This window comes from Amycolatopsis sp. H20-H5 (assembly GCF_035828755.1).
Lineage (GTDB): Bacteria > Actinomycetota > Actinomycetes > Mycobacteriales > Pseudonocardiaceae > Amycolatopsis.
The window spans coordinates 15,863-41,890 of the sequence record NZ_JAYMZS010000045.1; the positions used below are offsets into that span (position 1 = coordinate 15,863).

Consider the following 26,028-nt stretch of genomic DNA (forward strand, 5'->3'; position numbering starts at 1 on the left):
TGGGCTGCCGGGAAGGGGACTCAGGCCGACGCGGGCCGGTACACGCTGACCTTCGCCAGGCCCTGGATGTCCGCGTCGACGAGTCCGTGGTTGTAGAGCTGGCCGCCGTCGCCGGCGATGCCGATCACCGGCTTGCGGTCGGAGAACAGCAGCGGCTCGACGACGACCACGTCGCCGCCGTGGACGCCGCCGGGCACGTCGCCGAAGTTGCGTGCCGTCCCCGCGTAGACCTCGATCACGCCGACCCTGGCCTGGTTGTCGGCGTCCCTGGCGAGCCAGTCGTTGAAGTCCGCGACGCCGGTGAAACGCGCGTCGGTGATCGGGTGCTCGCCGAGCCTGCCGAGCCGGGCGTCGCCGAGGTAGCGCAGGACGTTGCCGACCGACGCGGGCTCGCCGCCCCCGCCCGCGCTGTCGTTGATGGCCACCGTCGCCAGCTCGGACGCGTGGGAGTTTCCCCAGATCGACGAGCCCGTCCCGGCGCCACCGCCCGCCGGGTGGTTGCCGCCGTAGCCGCCCGCGACCGCCTCGTCCGCGGCCTGGTAGGCGTCCGCGCTCTTCTGCACGAGGCCGTTGATCTGCTGGAGCAGGCTCAGCAGCGTCCGGACAGCGGTGACCTGCTGGCTATGCATCGCGGCGTTGGCGGCGGCGACCGCACTGCCGAAACTCGCGAACGACATCGGCTGCAGAATGGTGCGCTCGAGGTCGGCGACGACGTTGATGCCCTGCATGACGATGCCGCCGATGTTGCCTACGGCCGAGCGCATGGCCTCGGGTTCCGCCCGGTACTCACCCGTGGTGGCCATGGCTCTCCTTGACTCGCTTGCGGGGGTCGGTGGTGTTCTGCACCGAAGCGTAAGTTCGCACCCCAGCTCGGGCGGACGGCAAAAGTACCCACCGCGATGGCGTCCTAAATAGCGAAAATGGACGGGCGGATTACCCACAAGCACCCGGAAAGACTGTTGATGAGCCTGTCCCACGATCGCCTGCCCGCGCTCGGCGAACTGCCCGGCGAGATCGTCCTGCAGTCCCCGCCGATGCTGCCGAAGAGCGGCTCCGGGGGGCTGATGCAGCTGATGATGTTCCTGCCCATGATGCTGGGCATGGGCGCGATGTCGTTCGTCTACATCGGACGCGACGGCGGGGTGATGACCTGGATCTTCGGCGCGCTGTTCATCACCGCGATGGGCGGCATGGTGGTGATGTCGCTGGGCCGGGGCGGGATGGCGAAGAAAGCGCAGATCAACGAGGAGCGCCGCGACTACCAGCGCTACCTCACCGGCCTCCGCGGCCAGGTACGGGACATCGCCGACGGCCAGCGGGCGGCGATGATCACCCGTCAGCCGGACCCGGCCGACCTCTGGGCCTATGTGGAGGCCGGGAAGCTGTGGGACCGCCGCCGCGCCGACCCGCAGTTCGGCCAGATCCGGCTGGGCACCGGGCCGCAACGGCTGGCCACGCCGCTGAAGGCGCCGCAGACCGTGCCGCTGGAGGACCTCGACCCGGTCTGCTCGACCAGTCTCAAGCACTTCATCCGCACCTATTCCACGGTCGAGGGGCTGCCGGTGGCGGTGTCGCTGCGGTCGTTCGCGCGCGTCACGCTTTCCGGCAGGCGGCCCGAGACCGTCGGCATGGCCAGGGCGTTGCTCACCCAGCTGGCGACTTTTCACTCCCCCACCGACCTGCGTGTCGCGCTGTGCGTCAAGCCCGACCGGCTGCACGACTGGGAGTGGGCGAAGTGGCTGCCGCACGCGACGGCGGCGTCCTCGGCCGACGCGACCGGGCCGCGGCGGCTGGTGGCCGACGACCTGCCGACACTGGCCGACCTGCTCGGCGCCGACCTCGGGGAGCGGCCCGCGTTCACCCGCGGTCCCACTTCGCGGACGGACCAGCCGCACATCGTGGTACTGGTCGACGGCGGGGCCGCGTTCGGGGAACCCCGGCTCGCCACCGAGGAGGGACGGCTCGGGGTCACCGTCTTCGAGATCGGCACCGAGCAGCCGCAGTCCGTGTCCTCGGAACGGCTGCTGAGCCTGCACGTGGGCCCGGACCAGCTCGGCATGGTCGTCAGCGAGGGCAGCGAAGCGCGGCTCGGGTTCCTCGGCACGCCCGACAAGCTCGACCGGGGCGCCGCGGAAGCGCTTGCCCGGATGCTCACCCCGCTGCACCAGGGCTCGGCCGTGGTCAGCGAAACGCCGATGTCGGCGACGTTCGGCCTGTCCGGGCTACTGGGCATCGGCGACCCGCGCGACACCGACACGGCGGTGACCTGGGCCCCGCGCAGCGCACGCGACCGGCTGCGGATCCCGCTGGGCGTCAACCCCGAGGGCAGGCCGGTGGAGCTCGACCTCAAGGAGTCCGCCGAGGGCGGGATGGGCCCCCACGGCCTGGTCATCGGGGCCACCGGGTCCGGCAAGAGCGAGCTGCTGCGCACGCTCGTCACCGCGCTCGCCGTCACGCATTCGTCGGAAAAGCTGAACCTGGCGCTGATCGACTTCAAGGGCGGCGCGACGTTCGCCGGGATGACCGGCCTGCCGCACACCTGCGCGGTGATCACGAACCTGTCCGACGACCTCTCGCTGGTCGACCGGATGGCGGACGCGATCAACGGCGAACTGCTGCGGCGGCAGGAACTGCTGCACTCGGCCGGGAACTACGCTTCGGTCCGCGACTACGAGAAGGCCCGCGACGCCGGGGCGAACCTGGTGCCGCTGCCCTCGCTGGTGGTCATCATCGACGAGTTCTCCGAGCTGCTGTCCTCGCGCCCGGAGTTCATCGACCTGTTCGTCGCGATCGGGCGGCTGGGCCGCAGCCTCGGCATCCACCTGCTGCTCGCCTCGCAACGGCTGGAGGAGGGACGGCTGCGCGGGCTCGACTCGCACCTGTCCTATCGCATCGGCCTGCGCACGTTCTCCGCCTCGGAAAGCCGCGCTGTACTGGGGGTCGCCGACGCCTACCAGCTGCCGCCGGTGCCGGGTTCGGCGTTCCTGAAGTCCGACAACGACACCCTCACCCGGCTCAAGGCGGCGTACGTCTCCGGTGAGCTTCCCCCGCGCAGCAAGGTCGTCCGCAGCGACGGGCAGAGCCTCGACGTGCTGCCGTTCACCCTCGCGCCGGTCCGGATACCGCTTTCAGCGCGGCCCGCCACCGAGGTCGAAGAACCGGGCAAACACGAGAAGGGCACCGGCGAGACGATCATCGGCGCGATGCTGTCGCGGCTGGAGGGCAAAGGGCCGGCCGCGCACCAGATCTGGCTGCCGCCGCTGGCCGAACCGCCGACGCTGGATCAGCTCCTGCCGCCGCTGGGCACCGATCCCGAGCGGGGGCTGTGCCCGCTCGGCTGGGGCGGCAACGGCAAGCTGATGATCCCGGTCGCCCTGGTGGACAAGCCGTTCGAGCAGCGCCGCGACATGCTGTGGGCCGACTTCTCCGGCTCGGCGGGGCACGCGCTGATCATCGGTGCGCCGCAGAGCGGCAAGAGCACGCTGATGCGCGACATCGCGGCGATGCTGGCGCTCACCCACACCCCTGCCGAGGTCCAGCTGTCCATTTTGGACATGGGCGGCGGCGCGCTGGCGCCCATCGCCGGGCTGCCGCACGTGTCCGGCTACGTCACCCGACGCGACGCGCAGCGCTGCCGCCGGGTCGTGGCGGAACTGACCACTTTGCTCGAACAGCGTGAGGAGTTCTTCTCCGCCAACGGGATCGAGTCGATGAGCGTGTTCCGCCAGCGGCGCGCGGAGTTCACCGAAAGCACCGAAGGCCGCGAGTTCGGCGACGTGTTCCTGTTCGTCGACAACTGGACGACGATCCGGCAGGAGTACGAGCAGCTGGAGGAGCAGATCACCGGGCTCGCCGCGCGCGGACTCGGTTTCGGCATCCACGTGGTCGTGTCGGTGAACCAGTGGATCGGGGCGCGGGCGCAGCTGCGCGACGCCATCGGCACCCGGTTCGAGCTGCGGCTCGGCGACCCGGCGGACTCCATGATCGACCGCAAGGTCGCGCTGAACGTGCCCGCGGGCTCACCGGGGCGCGGGCTCACCGCGGAGAAGCTGCACTTCCTCGCCGCGCTCCCCCGGATCGACGCCGACCAGCGCACCGAGACCATCGGCGCCGGCGGCCTCGACCTGACCCGGCGGGTTTCCGAGGCGTGGCACGGCGAACGGGCGCCCCGGGTGCGGCTGCTGCCGCCGGAGGTCCCGCTGGACTCGCTGGCCGCGGGACCCGGCAAACAGCTCACGCTCGGCATCGCCGAGTCGAACCTGCGCCCGGTGTACCTGGACTTCGCCACCGACCCGCACTTCCTGGCGTTCGGCGACGTCGAATCCGGCAAGAGCTCGCTACTGCGGGCGATCGCGGCGGGCATCGCCGAGCGCTACACCCCGGACGAGGCGGCGATCGTCGTCGCCGACTACCGGCGCGGCCTGCTGGGCGCGGTCAGCGAGGAGCACCTGCTGGGCTACGCGGGCGCGGAGACCGCGCTGACGCCGTTGATCGAGCAGTGCAAGACCGCGATCGGCAACCGGCTGCCCGGCCCCGGCATCACCCCGGACCAGTTGCGCAACCGCTCGTGGTGGAAGGGCCCGGAGCTGTTCGTGCTGGTCGACGACTACGAGCTCGTCGCGGCGGTGGGCCGCAACCCGTTGCTGCCGCTGCTGGACTTCCTGCCCCAGGCCCGCGACATCGGCCTGCACCTGGTGATCGCGCGCGGCAGTGGCGGCGCCGGGCGGTCGCTGTACGAGCCGGTGCTGCAGCGGATCCGCGAACTCGGCTCGCCCGGCATCGTGATGGCCGGGACGAAGGACGAGGGGGTGCTGCTCGGCGACGTCAAGCCGAGCCCGCAGCCCCCGGGCCGGGGCACCCTGGTGAGCAGGCGGCACGGCACCGGGCTGGTGCAGATCGCCTGGACGAAACCTACCGAAGGCTGACGCTGCGCCAGTTACCGACTTCGGTAGGTTACGAAAATTTCCGACCGTGCCTAGGTTGGTGAAATTCCCCCTTCCCCAAGGCCGAAGGACATTACATGCGGATGTCGAGAATTATCGCGGCGGCGGCCGGTGCGGCGGCTGTTTTGAGCATGGCTTCAGCCGGTCTCGCGAGCGCGCAGTCCGAGCCCGCCATCATCGGTGGCGGCACAGTCAGTTCCGCGCCGTGGGGCGCCCAGATCTACTGGGACGACGTGACCACGTTCGGCGGGTTCGAGTGCTCCGGCACGATCATCGCCCCGCAGTGGGTGCTGACCGCGCAGCATTGCCTGAACTCCCCCGGCATGCACGTCAAGGTCGGCAACGTGACCCTGCAGCAGGGCACGAACGCGGTGGTGGACCAGCAGAAGGCGTCGCCGAACGGCGACATCGCCCTGCTGCACCTGACCACGGCGGTGAGCACGACGTACATGAAGCTCGGCACGGGCAACCCCACGACCGGCTCGACGAACCAGATCTACGGCTGGGGCCGCACCCAGGGCCAGAGCCCGCCCTCGTCCACGCTGAAGACGGCGAACGTCAGGGTTACCGGAACGAGCACGGACGCCTTCGGCGGCCAGGCCATAGCGAGCCAGGGCATCAACGGCGCCTCCTGGCACGGCGACTCCGGCGGCCCCCAGCTCTCCGGCGGCGTCCAGGTGGGAGTCTGTTCGACAGGCTCGAACTCGGGCTCAAACCCCCAGGGAACGCAGAACTACGCCAGCGTCGCCAAGAGCCGCAGCTGGATCAAGACCACCACCGGCGTCTGACCGGACACCGCAAACACTGCCCCTGAAGGCCACCATCACGGCGTAAAACGCCGTGATGGTGGCCTTCAGGGGCAGTCAAACGGATGCTCGCTTGAGGCTTAAGCGCCAATGCCCTCGGCGGTTTTCACCCCGGGAGGCGCGGCGAGCTCACGCAGCCCGTCCTTGCCGAACGACGCACCCCCGGCGGCGGCGAACAGCTTGCCCCCGGCGATCCGCAGGTCCAGCCGATCGGCGATCGCCTGGGTGAAGTCAGCGAGCTTCCTCGTCGCCTCCGCGGCCTCTTGCGCGGACGTATGAGCCTGGCTCTTGATCTTCGCGTCCGCCTGATCGGCCTTGTCGTTCAGATCCTTGTACTTCGCGTCCATGGCGGTCTCCTTGGCCATCCTGGCCGCGTCGGGCACCGGCCCGCCGACGTAGGAGAAGGCCGTGCACCCAGCCAAAGTGGACACCGGCGCGGGCGCCAGCGCCCCACCACCCAGCGCGGCCTCCTTGGCCATCCCAGGCGTGAGCCCCCGATACCCCACCGCCCGGAAAACCTCCGGCGTCTTGGGGGCGGCACCGTCCCCTCCGGACGGCGAGGAAGAGCAGGCGACCCCACCGGCGACGACCGCCACCCCGAACACCCGCCGGAACCGGTCGATCCGCGTTTCACTCACGTAGTACCCCCCTGATTCGCCCAGAACGTACCGATCTTGCTCGAGTACCCGAGCGAACTACGACGCAGCTCACCCAACGTGGCTGAGCTGGCCCTCCACCGCGTTCCGGACCCGCAGGGACAGCACCAAAGACACCACGACGGCCACGACCACGGCCGCGGCGGCCAGCAGCGTCGGGCCGTCCGGGTGCACGATCGACTGTCCGCGCTTGGCCTGCCAGGTGAGCAGGGCGAGCATCCCCGTGTAGCCCCCCGCGGCGGTGCGGACGAGCCGCCTGCGCACCAGGTCTGAACCCAGCACCGGGTACCGCCGGGCCAGTGCCACCAGCAGGAGCGCGAGGATCGGCAACGCCTGTAGCGCGTGGAGGCCGACGAAATGCGGGATCCGCAGGTCTCCGCCGACCGTGCTCCAGCCGAGGACCGGCAGCCCGGGGCCGCCGTCGGGGACGCCGACCGTGTGCGCGCCGACGATCGGCGGCTTCTGTCCACCGTGGAACTGGGCCCGCTGCTCGGCGTTCGGGGTGAACATCAGGATCGCCACCCCCATCCCGGCCACCGACAGCGCGGTCCCGGCCCGCAGCGCCGAAGCGAGCGCGCGGTCGGGCAGCCGCTGGAACATCAGCAGCAGGACGACGACCGCGGTCGCTCCCCAGGCCGAGAACGCCCCCGTCGCGACGATGTTCTGGATGTCGAGGTCGGCCCGCGTGGCCTGGTCGAAGTGCAGCGTCCGGCCCCGGAAGATCATCTGCCAGACCAGCAGGGCCATGTCCGTGCCGATGCCGATCGCGAACACCGTGCCCAGCCACCAGCCGAACCGCCGTCCCTTCCGCACCAGGGAAAGCAGCCAGGCCAGCGTCAGCGCGTAAAGCCCGATCGACACCGTGAACTTGAACGGCTTGAGCCAGATCGGCGCGTTGACGAGCGTGCGGTCGTCGAAGATCAGACCGCCGATCGAAAGCAGGCACAGCAGGATCATCGCCCCCGCCAAGATCATCAACGGGCGATGCGGCGTGCGTAGTCCGGTCCCCCCGGATTCCTTGTCAGACATGGGATCCAGCATCTCGGCAACGACCATTCCGGACACTGGGGCCGTCCCCCGTGGCGATGGTGGGGACTACCCCAGCAGAACCCTGTCGGCAATTGTGCCGTCACCCCGACCGGCAGTTGTGCCGTTTGACCGAACCCAGTCTTTTTCTAGCGTGACATTCACAACGGGCGGCCGTCGTGATCGGGCTGCCCGCCGGGATTTCCATCGAGATGAGAAGGAGGTGGCCCGTCATGTCCAGTCCGGGATTCCAGGCAGATGCGGCTGCGATGACGCGCGCCGTCCAGGGCTTCGAGGAGACCGCGTCGAACGCCAAGACGACGATGGCCGGCTTGGAGTCGGAGCTGACGGAGTCACTGCGCAACTACAAGGGCGACCAGGCCGTCGCGTTCTGGGACCTGCAGCGCCGCCTGCAGGAGAAGATGACCGTCGCGGTCAGGGAGCTCGACAACATGTCGTCCCTGGTCCACACGACGCACGTGAACTACAACCACGGTGACGCCGACACCGGCAGCAGCTTCAAGGGCGTCGGCGGGGCTCTCGAGCACGCCAACGTGATTCCCCGCCTGAACCCCTGATCGAGAGGAAACCCCATGGCTGACGTCGTCGAAGTCAACTTCGCCGCGCTGCAGCACAGCTCGGTGTCACTGGCCGCCAAGGCCAAGGCGCTCACCTCCCAGCTGGAGCAGCTGCACCAGAACCTGCAGCCGCTCACCGCCACCTGGTACGCCTCCGGCAGCTCCGCCGGTGAAGCGGCCAGGGCCTCGGAAACCCGGCTCCGCCAGGCGACCGCCGACATCGTCGCGATCATCGCGCAGTTCGGCGGCAAGGTCAGCGAGGCCCACGACCTCCAGGCCAGCCTGGAGAGCCGCAACCAGGGCATGTTCGCCTGAAGCAGCCCCATGACGTCGTTTGGCCGGTGTGAGAACCCCCCGCTCGCACCGGCCAACCGGCTTTATTCGTCCTAGGCACGGGAGAGTCGGGATCGATGCACGACCAGTCGTACTACGTTCATCTGGAATCCTTGAAGGATTTCGTGCGTGAGCTGGAAACCCAGATCCACGCGATGGCCAGGCCCAACGATTTCCTGCTCACCCTCGGCGAGCACCCGCTGCTGTTCGGTGAGTTCGGCGAGGCCGGCTCGCTCGCCGACGCCCACCGCGCGGCCGTCGCGGAGATGCAGGGGCTGCTCGACCAGGTCAAGGGCGCGATCGCGTTCGCGCAGGACGTCACCACCACGGTCGCCGACGGCTACTCGCAGGCCGACCAGAACGTGGCGGGCGACCTGCACCAGTCCGGGCAGGAGACGGGCCTGCTCGACCCGCTGCTCGCCGGGCTCGGAAATCTGCTGACCGGTGGCCAAGGGGGTAAGAACGGATGAGCACGGCGCACACCAACTTCGCCGCGTACTCGCACCAGCAGCTGTACGCGATGCTCCAGGCTGGCGACGCGACCAGCGCGCGCACCGCGGCGGAGAAGTGGAAGTCCACCGGCATCGGGCTGCACGAGCAGGCCGAGAACCTGACCGACGAGCTGGCCGACTTCTCGGGCAGCTGGACCGGCGGCGCGGCGGACAAGTACCAGACCATGATCACCGACCTGGTGGGCGGCATCCGCAAGGTCGCCCAGACCGCGTCGGACATGAACAACCTGCTCGAGGACGCCGCGGACGCGCTGGTGAAGGCGAAGGCCGAGATGCCGCCGCCGGTCGCCGTCCCGGACGTCTCCCCCGGCGACCTCTCCCTGGCGGTGAACCCGCCGCTGCTCCCGGCGGACTCCTCCCCGGCGACCATGATCGCCGCGGCCCAGCAGCGGCAGCAGGCGATCCAGAACGTCGACGCGCAGCAGCAGGCCGCGGGCGTGGCCAACGCGGCGCACGGCAAGGCGATCGTCGTGATGACCACACTGGCCGGTGACTACACCTCCGCCGAGGAAGCCATCCCGGCGTCCCCGAACGCCGTGACGCCCAAGCCCGTCCCCCCGGGCGGAGTGGTCGGCGGAGGCGGCGCCCCGGCGGGCGGCACCAACGGTCTCGTCGACCCAGGCGTCGTGGTCGTCACCCCCGGCGGCGGACATCCGCTGCCGGTCGACGGCTCCGGCCTGATCACCCCCGGCCCGAACGGCGGCGGCTCGACGAGCAGCCCGCTGTTCGGCGACATGTTCACCGCGGGTCTCGCCGCCGCGTCGGCCGCCGCCTTCGGGCGCTTCGGCTCGATCATGCCGCGGGTCCCGCCGTGGGCGAGCGGCAAGAACCCGCAGGACGACAAGGAAGAGAAGCCCGGCACCAAGCTCGGCGGTGGCGCGGCGGGCACCGGCGGTTCCGGTGGCGGGATCCCGATCGGCGGCGGAGCGCCGCCGACGGGCGGCGGGATTCCCGGCGGTGGCGGGATGGGCACCGGCGGTCCTGGCGACCTGCCGGCGGCGCACTCCGGGCTCGCCGGCGACGGCGGCGCGGGGAACGGGCTGAACGGCCTCGCCGGCGGCGTCGCGGGTGCGGCTGGCGCGGCCGCGGCCAAGAGCGGGATGCCGATGATGCCCATGATGCCGATGGGCGGGATGGGTGGCGGCGGCGAAGGCTCCGGACGGCGCATCCCGGCCTGGCTCGTCGAGACGGAGAACGTGTGGGGCCAGTCCTCACCGGTGGCGCCCTCGGTGATCGGCGAAGAGCAGCTTCCTTGACTCCAACGGCACTACTGACCGGGAGGTCGGCTCGGTGACTTCAGCAACCACGGCCGGGGGTTACCGGGTCGCCCCCGATCGCCTCGACACGGCAGCGGGCGAACTCGACACCCGCGCGGGCGCGCTCGCGGCCGCGAAAACGGCGCTCGACGGCGAGAACGTCCCGGCGGCCGCGTTCGGCGGCGTCTCGGCGTCGAGTCCGGCGGCCGCCTCCTACCAGCGGATGATCAAGGAGCTCGCCGGGAGACTCGGCGACCAGGTCACCAGGGCCCGGACGATTCAGAGCGGGCTCGGCGCCTGCGCGACCGGGTACCGCCGGGCCGACGTCCAGGTCGCGGCGATGTACCGCGCGCTCCTTCCCGAGGACCCGCTGCCGTCGGCGGGTTCGGCGTCCGGCGCGAGCGGCCGCACCGGCGCCTGGGCAGGCGCGATCGCGGACAACCGCACGAAGGTCGCCGACGCGCTGACCGCCGAGCGAAACGTCCTGACCCAGCTGAAGGCCGACCACGCGGACGCCGGCGCGCTCGCGCGCTCGCAGCACCGGATCTCGCTCTACGAGGACATCCTCGCCAACGACCGGCAGATCCTGCGGTTCGACCCGGCGGGCACCGGCCGCATCGCGGAGCTCGTCGGGCAGCTGCGGCCGGGCACCCGCAACGTCGGGCTGTTCGTGCCGGGGATCAACACCTCGTTCGACAACTTCCAGGATTACGCCGACCTCGGCAAGAGCCTGACCGGCGCCGACCCGACCGGCCGCACCGCGATGGTCGTCTGGGCCGACGGCGAGTTCCCGCAGGGCCTGGGGCTGGACGCGGCTTCGGCGACGATGGCGCAGAAGATGGCGCCGGACCTCAAGGCGTTCGGCGACGAGCTGCAGCAGCAGATCCACGCGAACGCGGGCGACGGGGTCATCGTCACCGGCGTCCCGCACAGCTACGGCGGCGACGTGATGGGCACCGCCGAGACGCTCGGCCTGAAGGTCGACCGGATGCTGTACGTCGAAGGCGCGGGCATGGGCCACGGCGTCTGGAGCCCAGCCGACCTGCCCGCGAGCCAGGCGGGGATCCAGCGGTTCTCGATGACAGCGCCGCTCGACCCGATCGAGACCGTGCAGGGCAACACGCGTGCCCTCGAATGGGTGTCGAACTTCGGCCACGGCGCCGATCCGGACACCTTCCCCGGCGTGACGCAGCTCGAGACCGGCCGCGACGCCTCGGGCGCGCAGCAGTGGGGCTACGAGTCACACAGCGGCGTGCTGAAGCCCGGCTCAGACTCGTGGAACAACATCTACCAGGTGATCACCGGCGGCGCGACCACGCCCGAAGGCTCCTTCCAGCCCCGGGGCATCGGCGAGGCGCTGGTCGAGGGCATCAACCAGCAGCAGGTCATCCCCAGACTGGAGTCGCCGCTGTGATCACCGACCACCCGGAGCTGAGCAAGCTCGCCGAGGAGCTCACCACCCTCATCGACAGCGTCGCGGCCTCCTTCGGCACCGAATCGAACCGGACGGTCGACGGCGAGCTCGACTGCGACCCGACGCACCCCGGGCACCTGGTCTGCTGGCAGTACGGCGTCCACCTCAACGGGTCCACAGGCGCGCAGCGCTGCCTGGTGGAGGTCGTGCTGCCGTCGCTGGAGCGGACCGGCTGGCTGGCCCGCGACCGCAGCAACGCCCTCGAGCTGATCGCCCAGTTCAGCCGCGAGGGCGCCGACGTCAACGTCCACGTCGCCCGCGCGGGCGGCGGCGTCGCGATCGTCGGCTCCACCCGCTGCCTCGAAACCCCCACCCCCTGACCCCCGCTGTGTCATGAAAGGGTCTTTCAGGGCAATTTTTGCCCTAAAAGACCCTTTCATGACACTTGGTGCGCTACTGGGGTCAGGCGCGGAAGCGGGACGGGCGCCAGTGGCGGCGGCGGCCGCGGCGGACGGCGGCGGCCGTGATCCCGGCCGCGGCGGCGAGGGCGACCCCGGCCAGGGCGAGCCCGCCGGAGAACCGGTCGGCCGTCGGGCGGACGGCGGGGCCCGCGGGGACGATCGCGCCACCGGGCGCGCGTTTCGGGACGGCCGTGCCGGGGCCGGGTGCGGTGGCGGGGATCTCGGCGGAGACCGCGGCGTAGACGTCGAGCATGCCCCAGCCGCGGCGCGGGTCGTGCGCGCCGGTGGACGGGCGGTTCGCGGTGAGAGTGAGCCGGGTGACGACCTGGTCCGGGGTCAGCTCGGGGTGGTACGCGCGGACCAGCGCAGCCGCTCCGGCGACGTAGGCCGCCGCGAGGCCCGCGTCGGTCACGGGCCAGCGGTGCGCGACGGTGCCGCCCGCGCCCGCCGACGTGCTGACCAACTCGGCTCCCGGTGCGGAGATGCCGACGTAGTCCCCGGCTTCGGTCTGCACCGGCTCGCCCGCCGGGTTCGTCGAGCCGACGGCGAGTACACCGGACGTCGCCGTCGGATACGTCCGGGAACCCTGTTGGGTGGCCGCCGCCGGTGAGACGACGACCGCGCCGCGCCCGCGCGCCCGGTTCACGGCGGCGGTCAGGGCTGGACTGTCCGAAGCGGCGGGCACCGCGATCAGGATGACCCCGGCATTGCGGTCCGAGGCGGCGTCGATGGCGACGGCCAGCGCGCCGGGGTCGCCGCCCGCGGTCGCGTCGCCGCTCGCCTGGGTGTAGCGGATCGGCAGGAGCTTCACGCCGGGTGCGATTCCGGCGAAGGTGGTGGCCGGATCCTGTTGTGCGCCGACGATCCCGGCCGCGATGGTGCCCCGGCCGTCGCAGTCGTCTTCGGCCGTGCCCGCGCCGCCGAGCAGCTGGCCGGGCGCGAACTGGCCGTTGCGGCCGTCGACCCCGGTGCCGATGACCGCGACGGTCTGCCCCGCGCCGCGCGTCAGCGGCCAGACGCGGGCCGGGTCGACCAGCCGCTGTCCCCACGGCACCGCCCCGGCGTACGTGCCCGTCGGGTTCGCGCACTGGGCCTGCGGTGGCGGTGCCGCCGACGCCGGGCCGGGCGCGGCGAACACCGCCATCAGCACCAGCGTCAGCCCTCCCTGCGTCTTCACGCGGCGAGCGTAACGACACCGGGAGGGCTACCGGGCGGGGAAAAACACCGTCAGCGCAGATCCATCCCGAGGTCCAGCGCGGGCGAGGAATGCGTCAGCGAGCCGACCGCCAGATAGTCGACGCCGGTGGACGCGTGGGCCCGCGCGTTCTCCAGCCGCAGCCCGCCGGAGGACTCCAGCCGGGTCTTCGGCGAGACCGCGTCGCGCCGCACGACGGCCAGCGCGCACTGCTCGGGCGTGAAATTGTCCAGCAGCACCTCGTCGGCCCCCGCCGCCAGCGCTTCTTCCAGCTGGGCGAGGTCGTCGACCTCGACCTCGCAGTGCAGCTGCGGCGCGTGCTCACGCACCGCGGCCAGCGCCGCGGTCACCGAACCGGCCGCCACCACGTGGTTGTCCTTGATCAGCACCGCGTCGCCGAGGCCCAGCCGGTGATTGGCCCCGCCGCCGCAGCGGACGGCGTACTTCTCCAGCAGCCGCAGGCCGGGCGAAGTCTTGCGGGTGTCCCGGATCGCGCAGCCCGTACCGTCCACTTCGGACACCCAGGCGGCGGTCGCGGTGGCCACCCCTGACAGGTGGCACAGCAGGTTCAGCGCGGTGCGCTCGGCGGTGAGCAGCCCGCGCACGGGCCCGCGGATCACCAGTGCGGGCTCCCCGCCCACCAGTGCGGCGCCGTCCTGGCGCGTGGCCAGCACCTCGTGCGAGGAGCCGAGGACGGCGTCGAAGACGGCCAGCGCGACCGGGACCCCGGCGAGGACGCCGTTGACCCGCGGGGTGATCTCGGCGAGCGCGCGCGCCTCGGCGGGCACTGTCGCGGCCGTGGTCGCGTCCGGGCCGTAGCGCAGGTCCTCGGCCAGCGCCGTGGTCACCACGCGGAGCACGTCCTCGACGTCGAGACCGTCGGCGACGAGTGCCTTTTCGACACCTGCGGAGAACTCGGTCATGCCACACCCTCCAGGGAAATCGAATCGGCCAGCACCGGCTGGCCGGACGGGCTGAGCCGGATGAGCTGCCCGCGCTGCCAGGAAAGCTCGTCCCGCTCGGGGAAATCGGTCCGCACGTGACAGCCGCGCGACTCGGTGCGCCGCGCCGCGGCGGCGACAAGTGCCTGCGCCACCAGCGTGAGCGCGGCGTCCTCCACCGCCTCATGTGTCCACAGCGGACTGTCGGTTGTGGACAGATCGAGCACCGAGCCCGCCACGGCGAGACCCTCGGCGTCGCGGCCGATGGCGGCGTAACGGCTCATCACCCGCTGCAGCGAGTCCCGCTCGGCCACCCGCGCGGTGACCTGCGACGGCAGCCGCCCGCGCCGCGGGTCGGCCAGCAGCCCGGCGGCCAGGTCGGCCGCCACCGCCTCGGCCACCCGCTGCCCGACGACCAGTCCTTCCAGCAAACTGTTGGAAGCCAGCCTGTTCGCCCCGTGCAAACCGGTCCTGGCGACCTCGCCCGCGGCGTACAGCCCGGTGACACTGGATCGTCCGTCCACAGTGGTCACCACGCCGCCACAGGCGAAATGCGCCGCCGGGGAGACCGGGATCGGGTCGGCCACCGGGTCGAGCCCGATCGCCCGGCAGGCCGCGAACACCGTCGGGAACCGCTGGGCGAAGCCCTTGATGCCGGTCGCGTCCAGGAAGACGGGGTCGTCGACGCCGCCGGGCGCCGACAGCAGGTGCCGGGCGATCGCCGCCGAGACGACGTCGCGCGGCGCGAGGTCGCCGAGCGGGTGCACGCCGCGCATGACGGACGCGCCCGTGGCGTCGAGCAGGGTGGCGCCCTCCCCGCGCACGGCCTCGGTGACCAGCGGGCAGCGCCCACGCGCGCCCGGGGTGTAGAGGACGGTCGGGTGGAACTGCACGAACTCGATGTCCGCGACCGTCGCCCCCGCGCGCAGCGCCAGCGCGAGGCCGTCCCCGGTGGCGATCTCCGGGTTGGACGTCGCCTGGTAGAGCTGCCCGAACCCGCCGCTGGCCAGCAGGACCGCCGGGGCCCGCACCACCCCGGGAACGCCGTTGCGGTCGAGCACCGTCACCCCCGCGACCTCGCCGGTCGGGGTGCGCACCGCGTCGACGGCGATGTGGTGCTCCAGCACCGGCACCCGCCGGGTGCCCGCCTGGGCGACGAGCGTGCGCTCGACCTCGGCCCCGGTCGCGTCCCCTCCGGCGTGGATGACCCGGAACGCGCTGTGCCCGCCCTCGCGGGCCCTCGCGAGCTCGGAGCTCGCCGCGGACGTCGGGTCGAACCGGGCGCCGCCGTCACGCAACCGGGTGACCGCGGCGGGCCCGCCGTCGAGGATCGACCGGACGGCCGCCTCGTCGCAGAGCCCCGCACCGGCGACGAGCGTGTCCTCGGCGTGCTTGCCGACCGTGTCACCGGCGTCGTGCTGGTCCGCCAGGACCACCGCGACGCCCCCCTGCGCCCAGCGGGTGTTGCCGTCCTCCACCGCCGCCTTCGTGACGACGAGGACGTGCAGCCCGAGCTCTTGGGCGCGCAGCGCCGCGGTCAGCCCGGCGACCCCGCTGCCGACCACCACGAGGTCCGCCCGCGCGTCCCAGACCGGCGAGGTTTTCGCCTGATGAGCACTAACCTGGCCGGTCATTCGGCGCCGCCGGGCTTGCCGATCTCGATCATCCGCCGCACCGAGGCACGGGCCCTGGCCGCCGTCCCGGGGTCCACGTGGACCTCGTCGGCGCCGTCACGCAGGCACCGCAGCAGGGCTGCCGGGGTGATCATCTTCATGTACCGGCAGGACGCCCGGTCGTTCACCGCGCGGAAGTCGATCTCCGGCGCGGCCTTGCGCAGCTGGTGGATCATGCCGATCTCGGTGGCCACCAGCACCGACTTCGCCGAGGTGGCGCGCGCGGCGTGCACCATGTCCCCTGTCGAGAGGATCTTGACCCGCTCCGGCGCGACGACACCCTCCCCCGCGAGGTAGAGCGCGGAGGTCGCGCAGCCGCATTCGGGGTGGATGAACAGGTCCGCGTCGGGGTTCTCGGCGGCCCGTTCGGCGAGCTCGTCACCGTTGATCCCGGCGTGCACGTGGCACTCGCCCGCCCAGATGTGCATGTTCTCCCGGCCGGTCTCCCGCTTGACGTGGGCGCCGAGGAACTGGTCCGGCAGGAAGAGAACCTCCTGGTCAGCGGGGATCGAGGCGACGACGTCGACGGCGTTGGACGAGGTGCAGCAGATGTCGGTCTCCGCCTTGACCTCGGCCGTGGTGTTCACGTACGAGACGACGACCGCGCCAGGGTGCTCCGCCTTCCACTCGCGCAGCTGGTCCCCGGTGATGGAGTCCGCCAGCGAGCAGCCCGCCCGCGCGTCCGGGATGAGGACGGTCTTCTGCGGAGCCAGGATCTTCGCGGTCTCGGCCATGAAATGCACCCCGCAGAAGACGATGGTGGACGCGTCGCTGCTCGCCGCGATGCGGCTGAGCGCGAGGGAATCGCCAGTGAAGTCGGCGATGTCCTGAATCTCCGGAACCTGGTAGTTGTGCGCCAGCAGGACGGCGTCGCGCTGCTTCGCGAGCGCGCGCACCTCATCCGCCCAAGCCGCATTCGCCTCTACCCCGCCGAAGGGGATGAGGCCTTCCGGAACCAACGTGGTGGTCATTGAGGCCCTCCTGGACCGCTCACCGGTTTTCGCCTTATAATCGAAAACCGTGCGAAGTCATATTAACACCCACGCCCCCCTGGCACACGAGGTTCTGGGCGCAGTACTTCAGGTGCGCTGCGACACACTCCGCGTGCTGCTGTGGCGCCGCGCGCTCGATCCGCACCTCGGCCGCTGGTCGCTGCCCGGCGGCAGGCTGCGGCCCGACGAGGACGTCGAAACGTCGGTCCGGCGGCAGCTGAAGGAGAAGGTCGACGTCCGGCAGCTCAAGCACGTCGAGCAGCTCGCGGTATTCAGCGACCCGGACCGCGTACCCGGCCCGCGGGTGGTGGCGACGGCGTTCCTCGGGCTGGTGCCGTCCGATGTGGACCCGGTCGTGCCCGAGGACACCGAGTGGCACGACGTGGCCGCGCTGCCAAGGACCGCGTTCGACCACGAGGCGATCGTGCTGCGCGCGCGGGACCGCCTGCGGTCGAAACTCTCCTACACCAACGCGGGTTTCGCCCTCGCGCCCGAGCAGTTCACGATCTCCGCGCTGCGCGGGCTGTACTCCGCCGCGCTCGGCTACAAGGTGTCCGCGACGAACCTGCAACGGGTGCTGTCGCGGCGCGGGCTGCTGGTGCCCACCGGGGACACCGCGCCGCCCGGCCGCAGCGGCGGCCGTCCCGCCGCGCTGTTCTCCTTTGCGGGCAAGGGCATGCAGATCACGGACCCGTTCGCGGTGTTCCGCCCGCCCCCGGCACCGTGACTGTGCTGCGGACGGACCGGCTTCCCCGTACCTTGAACGGGTGGCGGAAGCGAAGCGGGAGACGAACGGGACGACGACGTTGCCCCTGTTCCCACTCCAGACGGTTCTGCTGCCGGGAGTACATCTCCCCTTGCACATCTTCGAGCCCCGGTACCGGCAGCTGACCGCGGATCTGGTCGGCGGCAGCGTGCCGGGCCGGGAGTTCGGGGTGATCACGCTGCGTACCTCGCTGGTCCGCGAGGTGACCAGTCAGGACCATCTCTACGACGTCGGCTGCAGCACCGTGCTGCGCGAGGCGAAGCAGCTTCCCGACGGCCGGTTCGACGTGGTCACGACGGCGCGGCGGCGGTTCCGGCTGCTCGAACTCGACACCACGTCCGCGCCGTATCTGCTCGGCTCGGTCGAATGGCTGCCCGACGAGCGGCTCCCGATGAGCGGCGTCGAGACCTACGGACGGCTGGCGGCGATCGCCCGCGCGGCGCACCGGCGCTACTGCGAATCCGCCTGGCATTCCGACGACTGGCGGGTGCCGGGGGAGGACGCCGAACTGGGCGAACTGGCCTATCAGCTCGCCGCCGACTGCCTGCTGCCGCTGGAGGACCGCCAGCAACTGCTGGAGGAGACGAACCCGGTGCGGCGCCTGCGGATGGTCTGCCGCCTCCTGACCCGCGAAGCCGGCTTCCTCGCCGCGCTCGGCGCCGTCCCCATGCCCACGAGCGAACTCGGCGACTTCAGCCAGCCGTCCAGCCTCAACTAACCCCCAGGCCGCGTGATCAGACTGCCGTCACCCGTGTTCGAACTGCCGTCACGCGTGATCAGACTGCCGCCTTTCGTCCCGGCAATCTGATCACGGGTGACGGCCGTCTGATCACGGATGCCGTGACGGCGGGTGGCCTACGCCGACTCGGGCAAAAACGATCAGCCGAGTCGGCGTCCCAGGTCATCCCGCCCGTTCCACGCCGTCATCAGCGCGTAGACCAGCGCCGTCATCAGCGGGGCGGCGAGCAGGATCCAGGACGACTCCAGCTGCGGGGCCTTCTCGATGACCGCGCCGAGCGCGGGCGGCGCGGTGATCTCGTACTTCATCGTGACGAACCAGGAGCCCATCTGGGTGCCCAGCCAGCCGGCCAGCGCCGAGCCGCCGGTCGCGGCCAGCAGCACGACCGGGCCGCGGCGTTCGCGCAGGAACCAGGCCGCGAGCCCCACCACCAGGCCGAGGCCGAGACTAAGGAAACCGTAGATCGCGAGGTCGTCGAAGCGGTGCCAGCTCTCCAGCTCCAACGGCACGGGCTTGTCCGTCAGCGAGATCACGCGCATCCGCTGCGCCGGCGCCAGCACGGACCACAGCCAGCCGAGCGGGATGCCGAGCAGCCCGGCGGTGGACAGCACGCTCACCGCGGGCAGCAGGTCGGCCTTGACCACGACCTTCGCCCGCTCCTGATGCAGGCGTGGGAACACCGGGACCGACCATGGATCGTCCACGGCCGAAGACCGGTGCGCCGCACGGTTCGTAGGCTCGACCATCCCGGACTCCCTCCCCTGCTACGTGGACAGAGCGTAACTGTCCGCGAGAAGACCAGGCTAGCCGGACAGCTCACCGTGGCGGCTGCACCGCGCCGTCCACCCCGCCGGGGTGATCTGGACGATCATGCGGCGCGCGCACCGCGCGCAGAACCGGGGCGGCTCCAGCGCGGTACGCGGGTTGACACAGCCGGGATGCGCGGCCCCGCCGTCCTCTATCTGTCCACAGTGGACGCAATAGACGGGGGGGTCAGAGAGAGTCACTGAGCGCCTTGACCGGCATCTTGAGGTCCTTCAGCATCTCCAGGTCCTGATCCGCCGAGCGGCCCAGGTTGGTCAGGTAGTTGCCGACGATGATCGCATTGATCCCGCCGAGCATGCCCTGCTTGGTGCCGAGGTCGCCGAAGGTCAGCTCACGGCCGCCGGAGAAGCGGATCAGCGGCCGCGGCATGGCGAGCCGGAACGCGGCGACCGTGCGCAGCGCGTCCTTGCCCTCGACGATCTCGTAGTGCTCGTACGGCGTGCCGGGCTGCGGGATGAGGAAGTTCATCGTGCACTCGTCCGGGTTCAGCTCGGCCAGCTGCGCGGCGAACTCGGCGCGCTGTTCGACGGTCTCCCCCATGCCGATGATGCCACCGCAGCAGACCTCCATGCCCGCCTCGCGGATCATGCGCAGGGTCTCCCAGCGCTCTTCCCAGGTGTGCGTGGTGACCACGTTCGGGAAGTGCGAGCGCGCGGTCTCCAGGTTGTGGTTGTAGCGGTGCACGCCCATGTCGACCAGGTCGTCGACCTGCTCCTGGGTCAGCATACCGAGCGAGCAGGCGATCTGGATGTCGTTCCCGTCGGCGCGGATGGCCTTGACGCCTTCGCGGACCTGGGTCAGCAGGCGCTTGTCCGGGCCGCGCACGGCGGCGACGATGCAGAACTCCGTCGCGCCGGTCTCGGCGGTCTGCCGGGCGGCCTTGACCAGGCCCGGGATGTCCAGCCACGCGGAGCGCACCGGGGTCGGGAAGCGGCCGGACTGCGAGCAGAAGTGGCAGTCCTCCGGGCAGCCGCCGGTCTTGAGGCTGATGATGCCCTCGACCTCGACCTCGGGGCCGCACCAGCGCATCCGCACGTCGTGGGCCAGCGCCAGCAGGTCGGTGAGGTGCTCGTCGCCGAGCCGCAGGACCTCGAGGAGCTGGGCCTCGGCGAGTCCTTCGCCCCGCTCCAGCACCTGCTCACGGGCCACCCGCAGGACGTCCGCGCCCACGGCGTCGAGGCTGGTCTTCTCCGGGGCTGAGGTCACTGAAGGTCTCCCTGTTCACGGCGGTGTGTTCCGGCGCCCATCATCGTGCATCACCAGGCGCGGGCGCACAGCGACGCACGTCACTTCTGGGCGGACGCGCTCCCGGCGAAGCACTCCGGGTCGAACTGCCCGCCGAACCACGGGGACAGCCCGCGCCCGGCCCCGGCGAGGAAGTCCTCGCGCCCGGCGGCGCCCAGCCCGGCCGGCAGCACGCCGAGCAGGGGCGCCCCGGCGGCCACCGGCAGGTCCTCGAGGTTGCACAGCGCGGCGAGGTCCGGTTCGTCCGGCCAGGAGCCGATGACCACCCCGGCGACGTTCAGACCGCGCTTCGTGGCCACCTCGGCCGTCAGCGCCGTCGCGTTCAGCGTGCCCAGCCCGGCCTCGGCCACCACGACCACCGGCGCGCCCAAGGCCCAGGCGACGTCGGCCAGGCTGTTGCCACGCTCGTCGAAGCGCACGAGCAGCCCGCCCGCGCCCTCGATCAGCGTGAGGTCGTGGTCGGCGTCGAGCTCCGTCGCGGCGCGGGCGATCTCCACCGGGCCCAGCGGGGCGAGCCCACTACGGCGCGCGGCGGCCTCGGGGGACAGCGGATCGGGATAGCGGCGCAACTCGCGCAACGTCGGACCGGCGCCGACAAGGCGCTCGACGTCGGCGAGGTCGCCCGGCTCACCCGGGCGTACCCCGGTCTGCGCGGGCTTCAACACGGCCACCCGGCGCCGCTGCGACAGCGCCAGCGCCGCTATCGCCGCCGTGGTGATCGTCTTGCCGACCCCGGTTCCGGTCCCGGTTATCACCAGCATGCTCACGGGCAGAGAAGTTATCGGAATCCACCGGCGCGAACACCCCCGACCCCGGCTCGGACAGGTAAACCTGCGCGCCGCCGACGTCGAAGTACATTCCGGTCAGGTGCAGCTCGCCACGCCGCTCGGCATCCGCGACCAGCGGATAGTCGCGCAGGTTGGCCAGCTGCTGCATGACGTTGTGCAGCGCGAGCCGGTCGATCTCGCGGGGCGGGGCCTGCCCGTCGAGGCTGACCTCCTCCGTCCGGCGCGCGCTCGGCGCGGCGTGCTCCAGCCAGGCGGCGAGCTGGGGCGTGTTCGCCGGGGCGCCGTGGGCCAGCGCGCTCATCGCGCCGCAGCCGGAGTGCCCGCAGATCACGACCTCCCGCACGGCGAGCACGCCGACGGCGAACTCGATCGCCGCGCCGATCGACGGGTCGGCCTGCCCGGCGGGCACCAGGTTGCCGATGTTGCGGATGGTGAACAGGTCGCCCGGTCCGCTGGTGGTGATCAGGTTCGGCACGATCCGGGAGTCACCGCAGGTGATGAACAGCGTGTGCGGCTTCTGCCCACCGGCGAGCTCGCTCAGCGTCGGCTGGACGAGCGCGGCGGTGCGGCGCTGGAACTCCGTCGCGCCGCGGCGGGTCGGGCCGCCACGCTGACTGGGCAGCCCGACATCGACGGCCTGCCAGTCCGACCACGGCGCCAAGCGGCGCGGGACGGCCCGGGAGGCGGCGTTGCGGGACAACGTCGGCTTCGCGGACTTGCCGGTCGCGAACCAGGGATGGCCGACCTCGTCGACGACGACGGTGCCCCCGGCCCGTTCGTAGGCCTGCTGCCAGCTGGTGAGGCTGTCGAACGCGGCGTGGTCGAGGTAGTCGACCACCAGTTCCAGCGTCACCGTGGTGCCCTCGGGCACCGCGCCGAGCACCTTGGACAGCCGCGGCACCGAGAGGAACGTCAGCACGCCCTCGACGACGACGCGCCACTGGTCGCCGTCGCGATGGGCGTGGATGCCCGACCACACGGTGCGGCGCAGCATCAGCACGAGCGCCAGCCCGATGCCGAGGAGCACGCCGGTGAGCAGGTCGAACACGACGACGCCGAGCAGCGTCACCAGGTACACCGCGAGGTCGCCGTGCTTGAACACCTGCCGGATGTGGGCGGGGTTGACCAGTTTCGCGCCGACGTGGACCAGCAGCCCGGCGAGCGCGGCGAGCGGGATGTTCTGGATCAGCCCGGCGAGCAGGACCACGAACACGAGCACCCAGACGCCGTGCAGGATCGCCGACGCGCGGGTCTTGGCCCCGGCGTTGACATTGGTGGAGCTGCGGACGATGACGCCGGTGACGGGCAGGCCGCCGAGCGCGCCGGAGACCATGTTCGCCGCTCCCTGGCCGAGCAGCTCGCGGTCGAGGTTGGAGCGGGCGCCGGTGTGCAGCTTGTCGATGGCGACCGCGGACAGCAGGCTTTCCACGCTGGCGATCAGCGCGATCGTGACCACGGCGACGGCGAAGCCGGTCCAGCCGGAGTCTGGCAGCTGGGGGACGAACCGGATCGAGAGCAGGTCGCCCGGCAGTTCGACGCGGGGCAGCGTCATGCCGGACACCACCGAGAGCAGGGTCGCCAGCGCGATCGCGGCGAGCGGGCCGGGGACCTTGCGGACCGCGGCGGGCAGCCGGGGCCAGAGCAGCAGCACGGCGATGGTCAGCAGGCCGATCAGGGTGGCCGAGTCGTGGTGGGCGATGACCTGGGCGGGCAGTTCGAGGATGTTGTCGATCGCGGAGCTCTGCGCGGTGCCGCCGAGCACGACGTGCAGCTGGCCCAGCACGATGGTGACGCCGATGCCGGCGAGCATGCCGTGCACGATCGCCGGGGAGATCGCCAGCGCGCCGCGGGCGATCCTGCTCGCGCCGAGCAGGAGCTGGAGCGCGCCGGCGGCGACGGTGATGGCGCAGGTGGTGGCCCACCCGAAGGTGTTGATCGTCTCGGCCATCACCACGGTCAGTCCCGCGGCCGGTCCGCTGACCTGCAGCGCCGAACCGCCGAGCGCACCGGCGACCACGCCGCCGACGATCGCCGCGATCAGCCCGGCGACGATCGGGGCGCCGGAGGCGAGCGCGATTCCGAGGGACAGTGGGACGGCAACCAGGAACACCACCAGGGAGGCGGGCAGGTCGTGTCGAAGCACGGCTCTCGTATTCATGATCACCAGGTAACCGAACCTCGTGTGAAATGTCCGCTATGTTCCACACGATCGAGTGATCAATTGTCAGATTTCCCACTTTTGGGGGACTCAAGCCCCGGCCATCGACACCCGAATTCACCCACCAGAAACCCCCGATCCGTTGACACGAAACAAACTCATGTTCGCTCAGCGGGGAACTCGGACCGACACCGGGGAACTCGGCCCCCACGGTGTGGGACTCGCCGGGCGTCGGCGAGTCCCACACTCGAGGGCCCGAGTTCTACACCGGCGGGCCCGAGTTCTACACCTGCTGGGGGGCGTTGGTGTGGACGAAGGACCGGGCGTCGGCGTCGAGCAGCGAGACCTGCGCGGCGCCGACGTCGAAGTACATGCCCGTCAAGTGGAGCTCGCCCGCGGCCAGCGCCGCCGCGACGACCGGGTGGCGCGCCAGGTGATCCAGCTGCTGCACGACGTTGTGCAGCGCCAGCTGATCGGCCTCGGCTCCGGCGCGGCGGCTGTCGAGCAGCACCGGGCCGTGCGTGGCGCGGCGGCGCAGGGTCGCGTCGCCGTGCCGAAGCCAGCTGCCGAGGTTCGGCAGCCCGCCGGGCGCGTCGCCGAGCAGCGCCTTCATCGCGCCGCAGCCGGAATGCCCGCACACCACCACTTCCCGGACCCGCAGGACGCCGACGGCGTACTCGATCGCGGCGCCGACGGAGGAGTCCGGTTCTCCCCCGGCGGCCGGGTCGGGGACGAGGTTGCCGATGTTGCGGACGGTGAACAGGTCGCCCGGTCCGCTGGTGGTGATCAGGTTCGGCACGATCCGCGCGTCACCACAGGTGATGAACAGCGTGTGCGGCTTCTGCCCGTGCGCCAGGTCGCTGAGCGTCTGCCGCAGCAGGGGTGCCGCGCGGCGCTGGAACTCCTTGGTGCCACGGCACAACGGGCCGCTCGCGGTCCGCTGGCCGGGCACGCTCGCGTGCTCGGCCTGCCAGTCCGACCACGGCGCGAGCCAGCGCGGGACCACCTTGGCGGCGACACCGCGGCGCAGCGTCGGCACCCCGGACTTGCCCCTGGCGAACCACGGGTGCCCGAGCTCGTCGACGACCACCGTGCCGCCCGCCCGGGTGAACGCGTGCTGCCAGCCGCGCAGGCAGTCGAACGCGGCGTGGTCGAGGTAGTCGACCTGCAGCTCCAGCGTGACCTCCGTGCGATCGCCGACCTCGGCGAGCACCCTGGTCAGCCGCGGCACCGACAGGAACGTCAGCGCACCCTCGATCACCACCCGCGCCCGCGGGCCGTCGTCCTCAACGCGGATGCCGGAGAACAGCATCCGCCGCAGCATCAGCGCCAGTGCCAGCACGACCCCCGCCGCGACGCCGGTGAGCAGGTTGACGGCCACCGCACCGACCAAGGTCACGAGGTACACGGAAACGTCGCCGTGGCGCAGGACTTCCTTGAGGTGGGGCAGGTTCACCAGTTTCGCGCCGACGTGGACGAGCAGCCCGGCGAGCGCGGCGAGCGGGATGGCGCGCAGGACACCGGGCAGGGCGAGGCAGAACAGCAGGATCCACGCGCAGTGCAGGACGGCGGAGGCCCGGGTGCGGGCACCGGCCTCGAAGTTGGTCATGCTGCGCACGACGACACCGGTGACGGGGAAACCGCCGAGCGCGCCGGCGGCGAGGTTCGCCAGGCCCTGCCCGGCCAGCTCACGGTCGAGGTCGGTGCGCGGGGCGTCGCGCAGCTTGTCGACGGCGACCGCCGACAGCAGGCTTTCCAGGCTGACGATCAGCGCGATGGTGAGCACCGCGACGGCGACGGCGAGCCAGCCGCTCGCCGGGACCTCGGGGACGAACCGGATCGGGGGCAGCCCGGCGGGCAGGTCCACCCGGGGCAGCGTCATCCCGGCGGCCAGCGAAAGCCCGGTGGAGAGCGTCACCGCGGCCAGCGGCGCGGGAATCCGCCGCAGCGGCTGGGGCAGCCGGGGCCAGGCGAGCAGGACGAGGATGGTCAGCACGCCGACCTGCACGGCCTGGTCGTGGTGGCCGGCGAGCTGGGCGGGCAGCGCGAGCACGTTGGCGATCGCCGAGCCCTGCGCCGTGCCGCCCAGTACGACGTGCAGCTGGCCCAGCACGATCGTCACGCCGATCCCGGCGAGCAGGCCGTGCACGATCGCCGGGGAGATGGCCAGCGAGGCGCGGGCGACGCGGCTGACGCCGAACAGGATCTGGAGCACCCCGGCGCCCATGGTGATCGCGCAGGTCACCGGCCAGCCGAAGGTGCCGATCGTGTCGGCGAGGACGACGGTCAGTGCGGCCGAAGGGCCACTGACCTGGAGTACGGAGCCACCGAAGAGGGCGGCGACCAGTCCGCCGACGACGGCGGAGATCAGGCCTGCCAGCAGCGGAGCGCCGGCGGCGTGGGCGATGCCCAGCGAAAGGGGTACGGCCACGAAGAAGACCACCAGGGAGGCGGGCAGGTCGTGACGCAGGAACTGCAGCTTGCGTAGCGGGTTGGTCCGGCGGCCCGGCGGCCCGGTGTCGTGTTCGCCACGAACGATCTCGATCATGCGGGTAGGAAACCGAAAACCCGGGCAAATGTCTGCTATGCAAAGGTTTTTCGCGTTCCGGACGATGTCGTACCGCGAGGACCCTTCGGACAATTCACCCGAAGCGCCTAGCAACACCGCGCCGACGCTAGCTCGTTCGCATGGTCATCCGAGTCAGCGACTACTCAGCGTTC

Annotated in this window: 23 protein-coding genes; 10 read left to right on the forward strand and 13 right to left on the reverse strand. The window is 71.5% G+C overall.

Annotated elements, in window-relative coordinates; translation table 11 throughout:
- Window positions 1–20: 20 nt before the first annotated feature.
- Window positions 21–803, reverse strand: a complete 783-nt coding sequence (locus tag QMK34_RS23945; protein ID WP_326416526.1) for a WXG100 family type VII secretion target — start codon at window positions 801–803, stop codon at window positions 21–23.
- Between the two features lie 159 nt (window positions 804–962).
- Here QMK34_RS23945 and eccCa point away from each other — a divergent pair, with 159 nt between their 5' ends.
- Both eccCa and QMK34_RS23955 read left to right on the forward strand, forming a co-directional pair.
- Window positions 963–4,925, forward strand: a complete 3,963-nt coding sequence (eccCa, locus tag QMK34_RS23950) for a type VII secretion protein EccCa (RefSeq protein WP_326416527.1) — start codon at window positions 963–965, stop codon at window positions 4,923–4,925.
- A 101-nt stretch (window positions 4,926–5,026) separates the two neighbouring features.
- Window positions 5,027–5,731 (forward strand): S1 family peptidase, encoded by a 705-nt coding sequence (locus QMK34_RS23955; protein WP_326416528.1) that lies wholly within the window; start codon window positions 5,027–5,029, stop codon window positions 5,729–5,731.
- A 98-nt stretch (window positions 5,732–5,829) separates the two neighbouring features.
- Here QMK34_RS23955 and QMK34_RS23960 read toward each other — a convergent pair whose 3' ends face one another.
- Together QMK34_RS23960 and QMK34_RS23965 are read right to left on the reverse strand one after the other, a co-directional pair.
- The gene (locus tag QMK34_RS23960; protein ID WP_326416529.1) at window positions 5,830–6,387 is read right to left on the reverse strand and encodes a hypothetical protein; all 558 of its coding nucleotides are present in this window, start codon (window positions 6,385–6,387) and stop codon (window positions 5,830–5,832) included.
- A 69-nt stretch (window positions 6,388–6,456) separates the two neighbouring features.
- Complete coding sequence (locus QMK34_RS23965) at window positions 6,457–7,434, reverse strand: hypothetical protein (protein ID WP_326416530.1); 978 nt, start codon at window positions 7,432–7,434, stop codon at window positions 6,457–6,459.
- 230 nt (window positions 7,435–7,664) lie between these two features.
- Between QMK34_RS23965 and QMK34_RS23970 the strand changes: the two genes are divergently transcribed.
- From QMK34_RS23970 to QMK34_RS23995, 6 genes are all read left to right on the forward strand, one after another.
- On the forward strand, window positions 7,665–8,009 hold the full coding sequence (locus QMK34_RS23970) for a WXG100 family type VII secretion target (protein ID WP_326416531.1): 345 nt from the start codon (window positions 7,665–7,667) through the stop codon (window positions 8,007–8,009).
- A gap of 15 nt (window positions 8,010–8,024) precedes the next feature.
- On the forward strand, window positions 8,025–8,324 hold the full coding sequence (locus tag QMK34_RS23975; RefSeq protein WP_326416532.1) for a WXG100 family type VII secretion target: 300 nt from the start codon (window positions 8,025–8,027) through the stop codon (window positions 8,322–8,324).
- A gap of 95 nt (window positions 8,325–8,419) precedes the next feature.
- On the forward strand, window positions 8,420–8,812 hold the full coding sequence (locus tag QMK34_RS23980; RefSeq protein ID WP_326416533.1) for a hypothetical protein: 393 nt from the start codon (window positions 8,420–8,422) through the stop codon (window positions 8,810–8,812).
- Window positions 8,809–10,110 carry a WXG100 family type VII secretion target gene (locus QMK34_RS23985; protein ID WP_326416534.1) on the forward strand — a complete coding sequence of 434 codons (1,302 nt, stop codon included), beginning with the start codon at window positions 8,809–8,811 and terminating at the stop codon, window positions 10,108–10,110. The genes QMK34_RS23980 and QMK34_RS23985 overlap by 4 nt, the downstream gene beginning before the upstream one ends.
- Before the next feature lie 34 nt (window positions 10,111–10,144).
- Window positions 10,145–11,524, forward strand: a complete 1,380-nt coding sequence (locus tag QMK34_RS23990) for an alpha/beta hydrolase (protein ID WP_326416535.1) — start codon at window positions 10,145–10,147, stop codon at window positions 11,522–11,524.
- Window positions 11,521–11,904, forward strand: coding sequence for a hypothetical protein (locus tag QMK34_RS23995; RefSeq protein WP_326416537.1), 384 nt, complete (start codon window positions 11,521–11,523; stop codon window positions 11,902–11,904). The genes QMK34_RS23990 and QMK34_RS23995 overlap by 4 nt, the downstream gene beginning before the upstream one ends.
- A gap of 82 nt (window positions 11,905–11,986) precedes the next feature.
- On the opposite strand, the gene QMK34_RS24000 is transcribed toward QMK34_RS23995, so the two are convergent.
- The 4 genes from QMK34_RS24000 to nadA all read right to left on the reverse strand — a co-directional run bounded on the left by QMK34_RS24000 (window position 11,987) and on the right by nadA (window position 16,765).
- Window positions 11,987–13,129, reverse strand: coding sequence for a S8 family serine peptidase (locus tag QMK34_RS24000; RefSeq protein ID WP_326416573.1), 1,143 nt, complete (start codon window positions 13,127–13,129; stop codon window positions 11,987–11,989).
- Window positions 13,130–13,212: 83 nt separating this feature from the next.
- Window positions 13,213–14,103 carry a carboxylating nicotinate-nucleotide diphosphorylase gene (gene nadC, locus QMK34_RS24005; protein WP_326416538.1) on the reverse strand — a complete coding sequence of 297 codons (891 nt, stop codon included), beginning with the start codon at window positions 14,101–14,103 and terminating at the stop codon, window positions 13,213–13,215.
- Window positions 14,100–15,755, reverse strand: coding sequence for an L-aspartate oxidase (locus QMK34_RS24010; protein WP_326416539.1), 1,656 nt, complete (start codon window positions 15,753–15,755; stop codon window positions 14,100–14,102). Before QMK34_RS24010 ends, nadC begins: the two co-directional genes overlap by 4 nt.
- Window positions 15,752–16,765, reverse strand: a complete 1,014-nt coding sequence (gene nadA / locus QMK34_RS24015; RefSeq protein ID WP_326416540.1) for a quinolinate synthase NadA — start codon at window positions 16,763–16,765, stop codon at window positions 15,752–15,754. Before nadA ends, QMK34_RS24010 begins: the two co-directional genes overlap by 4 nt.
- A gap of 112 nt (window positions 16,766–16,877) precedes the next feature.
- Between nadA and QMK34_RS24020 the strand changes: the two genes are divergently transcribed.
- Together QMK34_RS24020 and QMK34_RS24025 are read left to right on the forward strand one after the other, a co-directional pair.
- Window positions 16,878–17,513, forward strand: a complete 636-nt coding sequence (locus QMK34_RS24020) for an NUDIX hydrolase (RefSeq protein WP_326416541.1) — start codon at window positions 16,878–16,880, stop codon at window positions 17,511–17,513.
- A gap of 40 nt (window positions 17,514–17,553) precedes the next feature.
- Window positions 17,554–18,270 carry an LON peptidase substrate-binding domain-containing protein gene (locus tag QMK34_RS24025; protein WP_326416542.1) on the forward strand — a complete coding sequence of 239 codons (717 nt, stop codon included), beginning with the start codon at window positions 17,554–17,556 and terminating at the stop codon, window positions 18,268–18,270.
- Window positions 18,271–18,431: 161 nt separating this feature from the next.
- On the opposite strand, the gene QMK34_RS24030 is transcribed toward QMK34_RS24025, so the two are convergent.
- From QMK34_RS24030 to QMK34_RS24055, 6 genes are all read right to left on the reverse strand, one after another.
- Window positions 18,432–19,037 carry a DUF2567 domain-containing protein gene (locus QMK34_RS24030; RefSeq protein ID WP_326416543.1) on the reverse strand — a complete coding sequence of 202 codons (606 nt, stop codon included), beginning with the start codon at window positions 19,035–19,037 and terminating at the stop codon, window positions 18,432–18,434.
- Window positions 19,038–19,094: 57 nt separating this feature from the next.
- Entirely contained in the window at window positions 19,095–19,298 is a 204-nt protein-coding gene (gene bsaP / locus QMK34_RS24035; protein ID WP_326416544.1) for a biotin synthase auxiliary protein BsaP, read from the reverse strand.
- Window positions 19,285–20,322 (reverse strand): biotin synthase BioB, encoded by a 1,038-nt coding sequence (gene bioB / locus QMK34_RS24040; protein ID WP_326416546.1) that lies wholly within the window; start codon window positions 20,320–20,322, stop codon window positions 19,285–19,287. The genes bsaP and bioB overlap by 14 nt, the downstream gene beginning before the upstream one ends.
- An 80-nt stretch (window positions 20,323–20,402) precedes the next feature.
- Complete coding sequence (gene bioD, locus QMK34_RS24045) at window positions 20,403–21,080, reverse strand: ATP-dependent dethiobiotin synthetase BioD (protein WP_326416574.1); 678 nt, start codon at window positions 21,078–21,080, stop codon at window positions 20,403–20,405.
- On the reverse strand, window positions 20,989–23,307 hold the full coding sequence (locus QMK34_RS24050; RefSeq protein ID WP_326416547.1) for a bifunctional SulP family inorganic anion transporter/carbonic anhydrase: 2,319 nt from the start codon (window positions 23,305–23,307) through the stop codon (window positions 20,989–20,991). Before QMK34_RS24050 ends, bioD begins: the two co-directional genes overlap by 92 nt.
- Before the next feature lie 283 nt (window positions 23,308–23,590).
- Window positions 23,591–25,855 (reverse strand): bifunctional SulP family inorganic anion transporter/carbonic anhydrase, encoded by a 2,265-nt coding sequence (locus QMK34_RS24055; RefSeq protein WP_326416549.1) that lies wholly within the window; start codon window positions 25,853–25,855, stop codon window positions 23,591–23,593.
- Window positions 25,856–26,028: the final 173 nt, after the last annotated feature.

Excerpts from the sequence above, each read along its gene's own strand:
- QMK34_RS24010 (WP_326416539.1), bottom strand. The coding sequence starts at position 15,755 with ATGACCGGCCAGGTTAGTGCTCATCAGGCGAAAACCTCGCCGGTCTGG.
- QMK34_RS23980 (WP_326416533.1), top strand. The coding sequence starts at position 8,420 with ATGCACGACCAGTCGTACTACGTTCATCTGGAATCCTTGAAGGATTTC.
- QMK34_RS24000 (WP_326416573.1), bottom strand. The coding sequence starts at position 13,129 with ATGGCGGTGTTCGCCGCGCCCGGCCCGGCGTCGGCGGCACCGCCACCG.
- QMK34_RS23985 (WP_326416534.1), top strand. The coding sequence starts at position 8,809 with ATGAGCACGGCGCACACCAACTTCGCCGCGTACTCGCACCAGCAGCTG.
- QMK34_RS24050 (WP_326416547.1), bottom strand. The coding sequence starts at position 23,307 with ATGAATACGAGAGCCGTGCTTCGACACGACCTGCCCGCCTCCCTGGTG.
- QMK34_RS24030 (WP_326416543.1), bottom strand. The coding sequence starts at position 19,037 with ATGGTCGAGCCTACGAACCGTGCGGCGCACCGGTCTTCGGCCGTGGAC.
- QMK34_RS23975 (WP_326416532.1), top strand. The coding sequence starts at position 8,025 with ATGGCTGACGTCGTCGAAGTCAACTTCGCCGCGCTGCAGCACAGCTCG.
- QMK34_RS23955 (WP_326416528.1), top strand. The coding sequence starts at position 5,027 with ATGTCGAGAATTATCGCGGCGGCGGCCGGTGCGGCGGCTGTTTTGAGC.
- QMK34_RS24055 (WP_326416549.1), bottom strand. The coding sequence starts at position 25,855 with ATGATCGAGATCGTTCGTGGCGAACACGACACCGGGCCGCCGGGCCGC.
- nadA (WP_326416540.1), bottom strand. The coding sequence starts at position 16,765 with ATGACCACCACGTTGGTTCCGGAAGGCCTCATCCCCTTCGGCGGGGTA.
- nadC (WP_326416538.1), bottom strand. The coding sequence starts at position 14,103 with ATGACCGAGTTCTCCGCAGGTGTCGAAAAGGCACTCGTCGCCGACGGT.
- QMK34_RS23970 (WP_326416531.1), top strand. The coding sequence starts at position 7,665 with ATGTCCAGTCCGGGATTCCAGGCAGATGCGGCTGCGATGACGCGCGCC.
- QMK34_RS23945 (WP_326416526.1), bottom strand. The coding sequence starts at position 803 with ATGGCCACCACGGGTGAGTACCGGGCGGAACCCGAGGCCATGCGCTCG.
- eccCa (WP_326416527.1), top strand. The coding sequence starts at position 963 with ATGAGCCTGTCCCACGATCGCCTGCCCGCGCTCGGCGAACTGCCCGGC.
- QMK34_RS23965 (WP_326416530.1), bottom strand. The coding sequence starts at position 7,434 with ATGTCTGACAAGGAATCCGGGGGGACCGGACTACGCACGCCGCATCGC.